The organism is Devosia crocina (assembly GCF_900116545.1).
GTDB lineage: Bacteria > Pseudomonadota > Alphaproteobacteria > Rhizobiales > Devosiaceae > Devosia > Devosia crocina.
Genome location: NZ_FPCK01000003.1, coordinates 411,442 through 424,761, shown reverse-complemented (window position 1 = coordinate 424,761; position 13,320 = coordinate 411,442). Strand labels below are relative to the sequence as shown.

At 62.1% G+C, this 13,320-nt stretch carries 15 protein-coding genes; 5 read left to right on the top strand and 10 right to left on the bottom strand.

The annotated features are described in order from the left end of the window. The gene (locus BM364_RS15315; RefSeq protein ID WP_092426072.1) at nucleotides 1-708 is read left to right on the top strand and encodes a helix-turn-helix transcriptional regulator; all 708 of its coding nucleotides are present in this window, start codon (nucleotides 1-3) and stop codon (nucleotides 706-708) included. A 105-nt stretch (nucleotides 709-813) separates the two neighbouring features. Here the strand turns inward: BM364_RS15315 and BM364_RS15310 are convergent, their stop codons facing one another. Continuing rightward, nucleotides 814-1,263: an NUDIX domain-containing protein gene (locus tag BM364_RS15310; RefSeq protein WP_139232602.1), complete on the bottom strand. Its 450-nt coding sequence runs from the start codon at nucleotides 1,261-1,263 to the stop codon at nucleotides 814-816. 10 nt (nucleotides 1,264-1,273) lie between these two features. Next, complete coding sequence (locus BM364_RS15305) at nucleotides 1,274-2,800, bottom strand: YifB family Mg chelatase-like AAA ATPase (RefSeq protein WP_092426069.1); 1,527 nt, start codon at nucleotides 2,798-2,800, stop codon at nucleotides 1,274-1,276. Between the two features lie 178 nt (nucleotides 2,801-2,978). On the opposite strand from BM364_RS15305, the gene BM364_RS15300 reads away from it, so the two are divergent. After that, nucleotides 2,979-3,821 carry a glycoside hydrolase family 25 protein gene (locus BM364_RS15300; RefSeq protein WP_092426067.1) on the top strand — a complete coding sequence of 281 codons (843 nt, stop codon included), beginning with the start codon at nucleotides 2,979-2,981 and terminating at the stop codon, nucleotides 3,819-3,821. 39 nt (nucleotides 3,822-3,860) lie between these two features. On the opposite strand, the gene BM364_RS15295 is transcribed toward BM364_RS15300, so the two are convergent. From BM364_RS15295 to rsmI, 5 genes are all read right to left on the bottom strand, one after another. Beyond that, nucleotides 3,861-4,493, bottom strand: a complete 633-nt coding sequence (locus BM364_RS15295; protein WP_092426066.1) for a MarC family protein — start codon at nucleotides 4,491-4,493, stop codon at nucleotides 3,861-3,863. A gap of 63 nt (nucleotides 4,494-4,556) precedes the next feature. Next, nucleotides 4,557-4,739: a helix-turn-helix domain-containing protein gene (locus tag BM364_RS15290; RefSeq protein ID WP_092426064.1), complete on the bottom strand. Its 183-nt coding sequence runs from the start codon at nucleotides 4,737-4,739 to the stop codon at nucleotides 4,557-4,559. A gap of 16 nt (nucleotides 4,740-4,755) precedes the next feature. After that, the gene (gene gshB, locus BM364_RS15285) at nucleotides 4,756-5,697 is read right to left on the bottom strand and encodes a glutathione synthase (RefSeq protein ID WP_092426062.1); all 942 of its coding nucleotides are present in this window, start codon (nucleotides 5,695-5,697) and stop codon (nucleotides 4,756-4,758) included. A gap of 88 nt (nucleotides 5,698-5,785) precedes the next feature. Further along, nucleotides 5,786-6,169, bottom strand: coding sequence for a YraN family protein (locus tag BM364_RS15280; RefSeq protein ID WP_175528629.1), 384 nt, complete (start codon nucleotides 6,167-6,169; stop codon nucleotides 5,786-5,788). Beyond that, a complete protein-coding gene (rsmI, locus tag BM364_RS15275; protein ID WP_092426059.1) occupies nucleotides 6,138-7,025 on the bottom strand; it encodes a 16S rRNA (cytidine(1402)-2'-O)-methyltransferase in 888 nt (295 codons plus the stop codon). The genes BM364_RS15280 and rsmI overlap by 32 nt, the downstream gene beginning before the upstream one ends. An 85-nt stretch (nucleotides 7,026-7,110) precedes the next feature. On the opposite strand from rsmI, the gene BM364_RS15270 reads away from it, so the two are divergent. Further along, nucleotides 7,111-8,340 carry a penicillin-binding protein activator gene (locus BM364_RS15270; RefSeq protein WP_092426057.1) on the top strand — a complete coding sequence of 410 codons (1,230 nt, stop codon included), beginning with the start codon at nucleotides 7,111-7,113 and terminating at the stop codon, nucleotides 8,338-8,340. A gap of 141 nt (nucleotides 8,341-8,481) precedes the next feature. Here the strand turns inward: BM364_RS15270 and hemW are convergent, their stop codons facing one another. The 3 genes from hemW to rph form a co-directional block, all read right to left on the bottom strand. Continuing rightward, nucleotides 8,482-9,636 (bottom strand): radical SAM family heme chaperone HemW, encoded by a 1,155-nt coding sequence (gene hemW, locus BM364_RS15265; RefSeq protein WP_092426055.1) that lies wholly within the window; start codon nucleotides 9,634-9,636, stop codon nucleotides 8,482-8,484. 168 nt (nucleotides 9,637-9,804) lie between these two features. After that, entirely contained in the window at nucleotides 9,805-10,449 is a 645-nt protein-coding gene (locus BM364_RS15260; RefSeq protein WP_092426053.1) for a non-canonical purine NTP pyrophosphatase, read from the bottom strand. Between the two features lie 202 nt (nucleotides 10,450-10,651). Further along, a complete protein-coding gene (rph, locus tag BM364_RS15250) occupies nucleotides 10,652-11,368 on the bottom strand; it encodes a ribonuclease PH (protein ID WP_092426048.1) in 717 nt (238 codons plus the stop codon). Between the two features lie 141 nt (nucleotides 11,369-11,509). On the opposite strand from rph, the gene hrcA reads away from it, so the two are divergent. After that, a complete protein-coding gene (gene hrcA, locus BM364_RS15245; RefSeq protein WP_092426046.1) occupies nucleotides 11,510-12,589 on the top strand; it encodes a heat-inducible transcriptional repressor HrcA in 1,080 nt (359 codons plus the stop codon). Between the two features lie 36 nt (nucleotides 12,590-12,625). Continuing rightward, nucleotides 12,626-13,252 carry a nucleotide exchange factor GrpE gene (gene grpE, locus BM364_RS15240; protein ID WP_280140655.1) on the top strand — a complete coding sequence of 209 codons (627 nt, stop codon included), beginning with the start codon at nucleotides 12,626-12,628 and terminating at the stop codon, nucleotides 13,250-13,252. The last annotated feature ends 68 nt before the right edge of the window (nucleotides 13,253-13,320 follow it).

The following is a 13,320-nucleotide window of genomic DNA, read 5'->3' as shown; positions in this document are numbered from 1 at the left end:
ATGGACAAAACCGAACGCCTGTTTTCGATCATGGACGCCTTGCGGCGCCACCGCCGTCCGGTCACGGCAGCAGCGCTGGCGGAAGAGCAGGGCGTATCGATCCGCACGCTTTATCGCGACATCCAGACTCTTATTGGGCTCGGCGCCCCGATCGATGGCGAAGCCGGCGTGGGCTATATGCTCAAGCCCGGCTTTTTTCTGCCGCCACTGATGTTTTCGCCCGAAGAGCTCGAAGCGTTGGTCCTTGGCGCGCGCTGGGTCGAAACGCAGCCAGATGATGGACTTGGTGCCGCAGCACGCAACGCGCTGGCCAAGATCGCCACAGCATCACCTGAGGATCTGCGCGACCGGATCAGCGATACGGCGCTGTGGCCGGTAGCGATCTGGGGCAGCCGCAAGCCGATCCCCGTGCTCGCCGACATCCGTCTTGCCATGCGCATGGAGCGCGCGGTCACCATAGACTACGAAGACGAACAGGGGCGCGCTACCAGCCGCACTCTGTGGCCGGTGGGCCTTGCGTTCTACGAAGGCAAGCAGACGATCGCCGCCTGGTGCCTGTTGCGGCAGGATTTCAGGAGTTTTCGCACCGATCGCATTGTCAATCTCGTGATCACCGAGCACCGCTACGGCAAACGCCGCGCCGTTCTCGAGCGGGAGTGGCGCCAAAGCTGGACCCGGGAGCATCGGCCGCAAGAGGGCGAAGGCTGAAGGCTGAAGGCAGAAGGCAGAAGGCAGAAGGCAGAAGGCAGAAGGCTCGCGAGGATTCACGTGAAACACGCCTCGGCAAGGGCGACCGCCCACTTCGAAACAGCTTCAAAATATCGACCGGCGCAGCGGCAGCTTTATAGGGAAACGGCCAGCGATACGATCGTGTTGCAGTTGCTCTCGGATGATCTCGGGAAACACGTGCCCCATGGGCAGCGCATCGAGTGAAAACCAGCCGGCTTGGTTGATCGCTTCATCTTCCGCAGGGTTGGCGGAAACATTGATCTCTCCAGCAATGTAATCGGCCAAAAACCAGAATTTTACGATGCGGCCCCAGTCGTCAACCAGTTCATCGATATAGGCGAGCGTATGAGCGCGGACGCGTAGGCCGGTCTCTTCGAACGCTTCCCGCTCGGCGGCTTGCCAAAGTTCCTCGCTGCCCTCCACTCCGCCACCGGGGCCGGCCCAGAAGTCGTGCTGGCCGGGGCGATAGTGCCGAACAAGCAGCACCTCGTTTTCGCGAAAGGCGAGCACGCCAGCGGAAATGCGGTGACGCATGGAAATCTCCTCAGGCGGCACCGAAGTTGATGCGATAGCCGAGGGCTTCAGCGATATGCGGCCGTGCCACCTTTTCAGCACCGGCAAGGTCAGCCAGGGTTCGCGCGACCTTGAGCACCCGATGGTAGGCGCGGGCAGACAGATTGAACCGCTCCGCCGCCTGCAGCAGCAGTGCCTGGCTTTCCCGATCGGGCTCGACGAGCTTTTCGATCAGGGTAGAGCTGGCTGCGGCATTGGTGAGAATCTGCGGCTGACCTGCCGCTTCGAAGCGCCGCCGCTGATGCTCCCGCGCCCGGGAAACGCGCTCGGCCACCGTTTGCGAGTTTTCGGCGGCGCTCATGGGCACCATCATTTCGCTCGCTGAAACGGCGGGGACATCGATACGGATGTCTATACGATCAAGAAACGGTCCGGAAATCCGGGCCTGATAGTCGGCCGCACAGGCGCTGCCCCGCTTGCAGACATGGCCCGGTGTGCCGGCGAGGCCGCATTTGCACGGGTTCATGGCAGCAATCAGCTGGAAGCGGCTGGGATAGGTGACACGGGCATTGGCCCGCGCGATCACGGTCTCGCCGCTTTCAAGAGGCTGGCGCAAGCTGTCGAGCACATTGGGCGCGAATTCGGGCAGTTCGTCGAGAAAAAGGACGCCGTTATGCGCCAGACTTGCTTCGCCCGGCCGTACCTTGAGGCCGCCGCCGACCAGGGCCGCCATGGATGCCGAATGATGCGGGGCGCGAAATGGCCGCCGGTCCGACAAGGTGCCGCCGCTCAATTCGCCCGCAATCGACTGTATCATGGAAATGTCGAGGAGTTCACGAGGGCTGAGCGGGGGGAGAATGGATGGCAGGCGCTGGGCCAGCATGGATTTGCCCGCTCCAGGTGGCCCGACCAGAAGGAGATTGTGCCCACCTGCGGCTGCGACTTCAAGCGCGCGCCGCGCGATGGATTGCCCGCGCACATCGGCAAGATCGGGCAGGCTGCCGGGCTCCAAGAGGCGTTGACCTGGCCTTGGTCGCGGCTGCAGCTGGCGGCCAACAAGATGATTGACGATCGCGAGAAGACTGTCGGCCGCGATGATGTCGATATCTTCGCCGGCCCAGGCGGCTTCCGGTCCTGAGGCAGTGGGGCAAACAATGCCCATGTCCCGTCCATGAGCGGCGATTGCTGCGGGCAAAACCCCATCGACATGGGCGATACGGCCATCAAGCCCCAGTTCGCCCAGCACAAGATAATTGTCGAGCGCATCCTTGGGAATGGCACCGATGGCTGCCATAACGCCGAGCGCGATCGGCAAATCGTAATGGCTGCCCTCCTTGGGCAGGTCTGCCGGAGCGAGATTGATGGTGATGCGCTTTGGCGGCAGGCCCAGGCCTGAAGCGTAGAGCGCGGCGCGCACGCGTTCGCTTGCTTCCTTTACCGACTTGTCGGGCAGCCCTACGACCAGCAGCTTTGGCAGACCCGGTCCGATATGCACCTGGACATCGACCGGCACTGCCTCGATGCCCTGAAAGGCAACCGTTCCGACCCGCGTTACCATGAATTTGGCCCCCGACCTTCCCGAACGCTAGCAGAAGAGCAAGATGAGTCAAGAACGTAGAGCGAACGAAAGATGGCTAATTAACCATGCTTGCTGCCACATTGATTACCCTAAACTTCCATTAACCGCCTTATGTTGAATAAAAAGGCAGATTTGCTTTGTAGTTTCGAGTGTGTTGATGGCCCGAGCCTTTCGTCTGCCCGCCTCTGTTTCCGCTCTCCTGCGCCACGCCGTAATGGGTCTGGCCGTGACGGCGCTGGCAGCCTGCGCCACAGGCGGGGGACTTTATGGTGCCATCCCCGGTGACAACCGGCCGCATGCAGGCGTGGACCGGGCCCGCAGCATGCCCATCCAGGGGATCGACGTCGCCCGCTATCAGGAGAATGTCGATTTCGCCCGCGCTCGTGCAGCGGGTACGCATTTCGTGTTCATGAAGGCGACCGAGGGCAAGGATTATCTCGACCCAAATTTCCGCGTGAACTGGCAACGGGCGCGCGATGCCGGCATGCCGCGTGGCGCCTATCATTTCATGACCTGGTGTTCCTCCGCTGCCGATCAGGCAGCTTGGTTCGTGCAAAACGTGCCTGCCGATCCAGCTGCACTGCCGCCAGTGCTCGATCTCGAATGGAACAATCATTCCAGCTGCAAGGTGCATCCGAACAAGGCCGACGCGCTCGAGCGCATCCAGGTGATGCTGACCGCCATGGAGCGCCACACCGGCAAGCTGCCGATCATTTACACCGACATGAACTTCCACCGCGACATTCTGGAAGACGTTTACCTGCCCAATACGTTCTGGCTGCGCTCCACCGCTGCCGAGCCACACGAGCGCTACAAGAACCGCCCCTGGACCTTCTGGCAATATACCCAGACCGGGGTTGTGCCGGGCGTGCGGGGCGAAGTGGATCGGAACGTCTTCTACGGCACGACACAGGACTGGCTGATGTTCCTGTCCACCGGATGCGACCCGCGCGCCATCGCAGCGCTGTCTTCGACCGGGCGCTGCCAGTTCCAGAAATAGGTCCCGTTCCCGGGCTCCTCTTAGACTCGGGAACTGCGCCTAGCTGCCGAGTAAGCCCGAAGCCTTGACCCCGTCGAAGACGAATTGCACGGCAAGGGCTGCCAGAAGAATGCCGACGACGCGGGAGACGACTGAGAGCCCGGTCAGTCCCAGGAGGCGCTGGATGGGAATGGCGACAAGCAGCGTCAGCCAGGCCAGCGCCAGAATGACGATGATGGCCGCAATCACGAGCCAGAATTCGGCGTCCGATGTGGCGCCGGTCGTCAAAAGAATGACGGCGCTGATCGCGCCGGGGCCGGCAAGAAGCGGCATGGCGAGCGGGAAGACCGAAATATCGTGGGCCTTGCGCGCTTCGGTTTCTTCCTCGTCCGTCGTGCCCGTGCCACCCGAATGGCGGGCAAAGACCATGTCGATGGCAATGAGGAGCAGCAAAACACCCCCAGCGGTGCGCAGGGCCGGGATGGTGATGCCGAACACATCGAGGATCGCATTGCCGAGAAAAGCGAAGAACAGCAGGATCAGCAGCGCGATGACGACGCCGCGCGTCGCGAAGGTGCGACGTTGGGCAGGCGTATTATCCTTGGTAAGCGCTGCAAAGATAAAGGCGATATCGGCGACGCCCACCGTCGCAAACAGCGTTGCGAAGGCAACCAGAAATGCCGAAAAATCCATGGATCGCCCCGAGCCCTTAAAGCTCCAGCACTAGGGGATTTGCTCCGGGTCGCCAAGAGGCGGTCAGGGGGTCAACCACTCGAAAGGTACGTTTAGCACATCGCTGACACATGCTGCGGTTTTCCGATCAATCAGGCGTTTCCCCTCTTCGATTTCCTGAAGAGCAATCACCTCGATGCCCGAAGCTGCGGCGGGCAGGCCGTCGAATTGCTTGGCTGCGGCGGCAGTCAGGACGATCGTCTTCATGCCGCCGCTCCCCAAATTATTCACGCCGCTTTTCGATGGCGTCCCAGATCATCACGGCGATGTCAGGCCCGCCGAAACGCTTGATCTCGCGAATGCCGGTGGGTGAGGTGACGTTGATCTCGGTGAGGTAGTCGCCGATGACGTCGATCCCGACAAAGATCATGTCGCGCTCCTTGAGCGCGGGCGCGATGGTCGCGCAGATTTCCCTTTCGCGCTCGGTGAGCGGGGACAATTCGGGGCGGCCGCCGACATGCATGTTGGAGCGAGCCTCTCCCTCTGCCGGAATGCGATTAAGGCCCGCGACCGGCTCGCCATCGATGATGATGATGCGCTTGTCGCCCTTGCGCACGTCCGGAAGATATTTCTGGATCATGAAGGGTTCGGGATAATTAAGCTCGAACAGCTCGATCAGCGAGGCGAGATTGTGATCGCCCTCCTGAATGAAGAAAACCCCTGCGCCGCCATTGCCGTAGAGCGGCTTGACGATGATGTTGCCGTGCTCCCGGCGAAAGGCCTGGATTTCACTGCGGTCGCGCGTCACGAGCGTGGGCGGCATCAGTTCTGGAAAATCGGTGACGAGGATTTTTTCCGGCGCATTGCGCACCGCGGCTGGCGGATTGACCACCAATGTCTTGGGGTGAAGGCGCTCGAGAATATGAGTGATGGTGATGTAGTTCATGTTGAACGGCGGGTCCTGCCGCATCAGCAGCACGTCCTGGGTCGAGAGATCCTCGCGCCGGGCTTCACCAAGCGTAAAATGCTGACCCTTTTCCGCGTCGGTTACGGTGATCGGCTGGACAAGGGCACTGACCACATGACCGCGCAGGGACAGGGAATCGGGCGTATAATGCACCAGTTCGTGACCGCGCGCCTGCGCCTCGAGCATCATGGCGAAGGTGGAATCGCCGCGCGGATTGATGGTTGAGACGTGGTCCATCTGGACGGCGACTTTGAGCATTTTGTCCCTGCTTTTCAGTAGACCTCATCCTGAGCCTGTCGAAGGACGAGGTCGTGGCACGGCCGGTTCACCCATGAGGATTTCGGGGTCAACCAGCATCGAAGGCGTTGATCAGATGGCGCGGCCAGCGACCGGGCGCAAGGAAAATCACGTCGAACCGGCAGGACTTTTCCCGATCCTCTGGATGACGCGCAAGCCAGTACTCGGCGGCGCGCACGATGCGTGAGACATTGACCGCCTCCAGCGCCTCGTCCGCGCGCTCCCATTTGCTCCGCATCTTGACCTCGGCAAAGACCAGTGTCGATCCTCGCTCGAGCACGAGATCGATCTCCCCCACCGGGGTTTTGTAGCGGCGATCGCGCAGGCGATAGAATTTGAGCTGCAGGAAAAGCGCTGCGAGCGCTTCGCCGCGCTGCCCGTCCCGTTCGGCGACTTGCCGTTTATTGCTGGGCCTTGAGGGCGAGGGCTGCATCGTAGACCTCCTTGCGCTTGAGGCCATAACGAGCAGCGATTTCATCCACCGCGCCACGCACGGGCTTTTGCCCCATTTCCTCCAGCAGGGCGGCCTGCCAGTACTCGGCGGCGGGGGCGCTGGGCTCGGCGGCACCAGCAACGGAAACGACCGCCTCGCCCTTGGTTTCCTCGCCGGAAAACTGCTCTGCCAACTGAATCAGCGTGCCGCGAAAGGTGCGCTCGAACCGCTTGGTCAGCTCCAGCGAAACGCTCGCCTGCCGGTCGCCAAAAACTTCGGCCATAGCCGACAGCGTCGCGTCAAGCCGGCGCGGCGACTCGTAGAAGACCAGTGTTTCACGTGAATCCACTAGCTTTGTCAGAGCGTTACGTCTGGCACCCGCCTTGGGAGGCAAAAACCCGTGAAAGGCAAAAGCGTCTGTCGGCAGGCCAGCAACAACGAGGGCCGACAAGAGCGCCGAAGCGCCGGGAATGGGAAAAACCGGCAGGCCCGCTTCTGCCATGGCGCGGATGAGGGGAAAGCCGGGATCCGAAAGCAGCGGCGTGCCCGCGTCAGAAATCAGCGCAATGGCTTCGCCGCCAGCAATGCGATTGACGATGTCTTCGGCCTTGGCGCGCTCATTGTGTTCATGGAGCGCCTGACGTTTTCCGCGAATGCCGAAGTGGTCCAAAAGTTTAGCTGAGGTGCGCGTATCCTCGCAGAGAACGAGGCCAGCTGCGGCCAGGGTTTCGAGACCGCGCAGGGTGATGTCGCGCAGATTGCCGATCGGGGTCGAGACGACATAAAGTCCAGCCGCCAGGGGCGGGGCGGTAAATGATGTGCCGGCAATGAAATATTCGCTCTTGTTCTCGCTCACGCCGGCAGCTCCCTTGGGGGTTGAGACTTGCTTAACGAAATGCGGTGATTTTGTTAACCGATGGTGAGCATTTAAGGCGGGTTTGATGGCGAAACGCCAAAACAATGCCATTGGGCAGTGCGGGGTTTTGGCTCTCGCGCTTGGTCTCGTTGTGGCCTCCTGCGCACCGGGTACGCTGCAGCTCGGATCGCGAAGCCTGGGATGGCCCACCGGGAACGACGCGGCTCCGCCTCCCAGCCAGACCATGCCGATGCCAACCGCCAAAGGCGAGGTGTTTGGACGGGGTCCGGTGCCGGTATCTCTCCTTTTGCCGCTCAGCGGAGACCGGTCGCTCGCCGATATCGGCAGGTCGCTTGCCAATGCATCGAAACTCGCTATCGCCTTTGTCGAGGCCAATCCCAATATCGCCGAGAACATCACCATCACTCTGCGCGATACAGGCGATAGCGTAGCGGGCGCGACCAACGCCGCAAACGCTGCTCTTGCCGGCGGCGCTCGGTTGATCATCGGACCGCTGCGCGGCGATCAGGTCGCGGCTGCGGGGGCCGTGGCGCGATCTGCCGGAGTGCCCCTTATCGGATTTTCGACCAATGGCCAGGCGGCGGGGGGAGGGGTGTACCTGCTTTCGGTGCTGCCGGAGATGGAAATGAAGCGGGCCATTTCCTATCTCAAGGCCGAGGGACGACGCGGCCTCGCTGGAGCGTTTCCGGCAACGCCCTATGGCGAAGCGCTTGCGACCGCCTTCCGCCAGCAGGCGATTGCCGCTGGGTTTGCGCCCGGCCCGGTCTATACGTTTTCCGACGCCAGCGAAGCGGCGCAGATCGTCGCCCAGGCCAAAAGCCAGATCGATCGTGGCATGATCGACGCGTTTTTCATTCCCGAACGCACCAGCGCTCCCGCCTTCGCCCAGGCGCTTGCAAGTGCTGGCGTAACCAACGACATGGTGCAGATCGTCGGCTCGGCCGATTGGGCGGGGGACGCCACTATTCTTGGCGCACCGGGGCTCAATGGCGCGCTTTATCCGGCGATCGACGAAGCGGGCTCTAATGCCATCGCTGCCGATTATGCAGCCCGGTTCAACGCCCGCCCGCATCCGCTCGCAACCATCGCCTATACGGCAACCATCCTTGCCAACGTCAACACGCTTTCGCTCGCGACACCGCCCTACAATCCCTCCCTCCTGACCTCGCCAGCAGGCTTTAATGGGCGGGACGGACAGTTCCGGTTCCTCTCCAATGGCCGGGCCGAATATGCGCTGGTAATGAAGAGGATCGGAGGAGGGGCGGCGACGACAGTGGATGGGCCGAAGTTGTAGTCCCCCTCACCCGTCTCGGGCCTTGCCCGAGCCACCCTCTCCCCAAGAGGGAGAGGAAAGGGTCTGCGTTTTCGGCCAGCACCTCCTATTCTTCTCCCTCTTGGGGAGAAGGTGACGCGAAGCGCCCAATGAGGGGAGCGATTAAGCCGCCAGATCCGCAACGACCGCATCGAGCACCGGAAAGCCCTTCTCCGTCACCCTTATATTGCCGTTGGGCAGGGTTTCGACAAACCCATAACCCTTGAGCGCGTCGATCTGCTTTTCTGCTATGGAACGGCCCGAGATCGACATGAAGCGGGACGGGGAAATGCCTTCCTTGAGCCTGAGACCCATGACGAGATATTCGTCGCCCTGTTCTTCCCAGGTCAAAACATCGTCGGTCGTCATGCCGTGGCCGAACTCGTTGACGAGTTTGAGCCACTCGAAGGGCATTTTCTCTGCGGCCGTGGCGTGGCGCTCGTGGTTGACGAGAAGACGTCCATGGGCGCCGGGACCGATCCCGGCATATTCGCCATAGCGCCAGTAGAGCATGTTGTGACGCGATTCCTGGCCCGGCACGGCGTGGTTGGAAATTTCATAGGCCGGCATGCCCGCTGCAGCCGTCAATTCCTGGGTCAGCTCGTAAAAATCGGCCGCCAGATCCTCGTTGGGCATCTGGAGCTTGCCGGCGTTGAAGAGGTCGAAGTAGCGCGTGCCCTGCTCGATGGTGAGTTGGTAAAGGCTGAGATGACCGCGGGCGAGCCAGATGGCTTCCTTGAGTTCGTCTTCCCAATCCTCGAGCGTCTGACGGGGGCGTGCATAGATCAGATCAAAGCTCGAGCGCTCGAACACCGATTGCGCGATGCGGACGGCGGCGATGGCTTCATCGACGGTGTGGCGGCGGCCGAGTTCGGCCAGCGGGCCTTCGCGCAGCGACTGGACGCCGAGCGAAACACGGTTAATGCCGGCAGAGCGAAACCCCTTGAACCGTTCGACCTCGACCGAGGTCGGATTGGCTTCGAGCGTGATCTCGGCACGCGAATCGACCTGCCAGGCGCCGGCAATGGCATCAAGGATCGTCTCGACCGCTTTGGGCGACATCAGCGACGGCGTGCCGCCGCCAAAGAAGATCGACTGCACGAGACGCCCGGGCGAGAGCCGGGCCATATGGGCGATCTCACGCTTGTAGCCCTCGACAAAAGCATCTTCGTCAAAAGCGCCACGATGGACGTGCGAATTGAAATCGCAATAGGGGCATTTGGCGGCACAAAAGGGCCAATGCACATAGACGCCAAAGAGGTCATTGGGATTGGTCATGACGGTGATCCCTCGCGCCAGACGGTGCCAAGACCCCCACCTAGCCTCCCCCTCCAGAAGGGGGAGGGATCTGCCGGTGGCCTACGCAGATCACGGCCAGAACCGAACTGTTCCTCCCCCTGTTCGAGGGGGAGGCCAGGTGGGGGTGCCAGCATAAAAAAAGAGCCCTCAGCCCTGTTCAATCTGGTTCTCCACGAACTGAGCGAAGGCGCGGGCGCGGTGGGAGAGGCCCTTTCCGCCCGGAGCCCAGGAATGCTTGGCTTCGGCAGCCATTTCCCCAAAGGTGATGTCGAAGCCCTCGGGCTGGAACATGGGATCATAGCCATGGCCCTGCGTGCCGCGCGGCGGCCAGACGAGAACACCGTCGCATTTGCCGACATAGAGGACGTCGCGGCCATCGGGATGGGCGAGGCAGAGCGTGGCGTTGAAGGAGGCGGTGCGCTGCTCGGGCGTGGTGGCGCCCTTGCTCAGGAGTTCAGCCTCCACCCGCTGCATGGCATTGGCGAAGTTGCGCGGGACCCCGGCCCAGTCGGCCGTATAAACGCCGGGCTGGCCATCAAGGGCGTCGACGCAAATGCCGCTATCGTCCGAGAGCGCCAGCATATTGGCGCCGCGGGCTGCGGCATGGGCCTTGGTGCGCGCGTTTTCGGCGAAAGTCGTCCCGTTTTCTTCCGGCTCGGGTAGGCCGAGGTCGCCGGCCGAAACCAGTTCGAGCCCAAAGGGAGCGAAGAGCTCCTGGAATTCCTTGAGCTTTCCCGCATTATGCGTGGCAAGCACGAGACGATCACCGCGGCGGAGTTTTGGAATGGTCATTTGCTCTCCAGGGCGCGTTGAATGTCGTTCCAGATGGCGCAAGTGTCCGTTTTGAACGCCCCCTCACCGACTCGGCTGCGCCGAGCCACCTCTCCCCCAGAGGGAGAGGAATAAGAGGTGCCTGCCGGACCATTCTTCTCCTTCTCGGGGAGAAGGTGGCCCAACGAGCCCGATGAAGGGGACTTCTTGAACAATGAAAATCTCATGCAGAAAGCGCCGCCTTCTGCAGTTCGGAAAGTTCGGAAATGCCCTTGCCGGCAAGGTTCATCAACGCCTCGAGTTCATCCCGATCAAAGGGCGCGCCTTCGGCGGTGCCCTGGATTTCGACGAATTTGCCCGAGCCGGTCATGACGAAATTGGCGTCGGTCTCGGCTTCAACATCTTCCAGATAATCCAGATCGAGCACCGCTGTGCCGCGATAGATGCCGCAGGACACAGCTGCAACCGCATCCCTGAGCACTTCGCCCTTGGTCAGTTTGCGCTCTTCCATCCACCTGATGGCATCGACCAGCGCGACATAGGCACCTGTGATGGACGCCGTGCGCGTGCCGCCATCGGCTTCGAGCACATCGCAATCGAGCGTGATCTGAGCTTCGCCAAGATTGGCGAGGTCGACCACGGCGCGGAGCGAACGGCCGATGAGGCGCTGGATTTCCTGGGTGCGGCCTGTTTGCTTGCCGGCAGTCGCCTCGCGGCGCGTGCGCGAGCCGGTGGCACGGGGCAGCATGCCATATTCGGCGGTGACCCAGCCCTGACCCTTGCCTCGCAGCCAGCCGGGAAGGCTGGTTTCGACCGAGGCGGTGCACAGAACCCTGGTATTGCCGAAGGCGACGAGGCAGGAGCCTTCGGCCTTCATGGCGACATTGCGTTCGATGGTGACTGCCCGCATATCAGACGGGGCGCGTCCGGAAGGCCGCATTGTCTATCCACTTGGTTGTTGTCTTTACCGCCTCTTAACCTTCCTCGCCGCGCCGAACAAGCGCCCGGGCGCTTGGTGGCCTTGCACTGAGCGCCTAAATGAGGGAGCAAGGTTAAAGCGGAAGATTTCATTCAAAACGCCATGGTTTATTCCCAAGACGAGTTTTTGAGCGTCCTCAATGCCCGCAGCCAGGAAATCTTCCGGCGGCTGGTGGAGCGCTATCTCGATACCGGCATGCCGGTGGGCTCGCGCGACCTGTCGCGGCTCCTGCAGGTGGAGCTTTCCCCCGCCTCGGTGCGCAATGTCATGGCCGATCTCGAGGATCTCGGGCTGATCGCGGCGCCGCACACATCGGCCGGCCGCGCCCCAACCCAGCAGGGCCTGCGGTTTTTCGTCGATGCCATGCTCGAAGTGGGTGCCGTCAACGAAGCGGAGCGGCGCAGCATCGCCCAGCATATCGAGGGCAATGCCCGGCGCGGGCAGATCGACGATCTGCTGACCGAAGCCAGCGCGCTGCTTTCGGGCCTGAGCCAGGGGGCGGGCCTCGTGATCGCCACCAAAGCCGACATGATCCTGCGCCATGTCGAATTCGTGCGGCTCGACAATAGCCGCGCCATGGCAATCCTTGTGGGCGAAGACGGGCAGGTGGAAAACCGCATTCTCGAACTGCCGCCCGGCTTCACTGCCGCAGCGCTGAGCCAGGCGAGCAATTACCTGGCGCACTATGTCGTCGGGCGCACCCTGGCCGAAGCGCGCACGCTGCTCGACCAAAGGCGCCTCGAGCAGCGGGCCGAACTCGATGAACTCACCCAGAAGCTGGTCGATGACGGGATCGCCACGCTGGTGCAGGACAGCCCGGCGGCAGCGCCGCGAATCATCGTGCGGGGGCGGGCGAACCTCCTTAACGATGCCATGGCGAGCGATGACCTGGAGCGCATGCGGCAGCTTTTTGACGAGCTCGAAAGCAAGGACGGGCTGCTCGAGCTGCTGGGCGATGCGGAGGCGGCGCAGGGCGTGCGCATCTTTATCGGCTCGGAAAACAAGCTGTTTTCGCTGTCCGGCTCCTCGGTCATTCTTTCCCCTTACAAGGATGCGAACGATAAGGTCGTCGGCGTGCTCGGCGTCATCGGGCCGACCCGGCTCAATTATGCGCGCATCGTGCCGGTGGTCGATTATACCGCCAATGTGGTCACGCGCCTGATGGCCCGCAAACCGCGCTAGCCGGTTCCACTATTGAAAAAGCCGTCGCCTTGGCCGATATGCGAGGGCGAAAAGCAGTCAAAAAAGGTTTCAGCAGAAATGATGAGCGACGAGAACGCCGCCCAGGGCGAAACGCCGGAGACCGAAATCCCGGAAATCGAAACGCCAGAGGTCGATCCCGTCGAGGCCCTGCGGGCCGAGAATGCCGAGCTGCGGGATCGCGTCTTGCGCACCCATGCGGAAATGGAAAACCTGCGCAAGCGCACCGAACGCGACGTGGCCGACACCCGATCCTATGCCATTGCCGGATTTGCGCGCGACATGCTGAGCGCAACCGATGCCTTGAGCCGGGCGCTGCTGGTGATCCCCGCGGAAACGCGGGAAACCGCCGAAGGCACGCTCAAGAGCCTGATCGAAGGGCTCGAACTGGCCGAGCGCGAGATGCAGCGGCTTCTGGGCAAGCATGGCGTCAAGCCGATCGAAGCTGCCGGCCAGAAGTTCGACCCCAACAAGCATCAGGCCATGTTCGAAGTGCCGAACCCGCAGGTGCCCGAGGGGACGGTGGTGCAGGTGGTCCAGGAAGGCTTTGCTATCGGCGAACGCGTGTTGCGGCCGGCCATGGTGGGTGTCGCCAAGGGCGGCGGGGCCGGACCGGCGCCTGAGGGTGTGGATAAGGCTGTTTAGTTCGATGTTCAAAGGAGCGCTCGATTGGGCGCCCCTTTGGTTTGGGAAGGCAGATAGTTCCCCCTCAT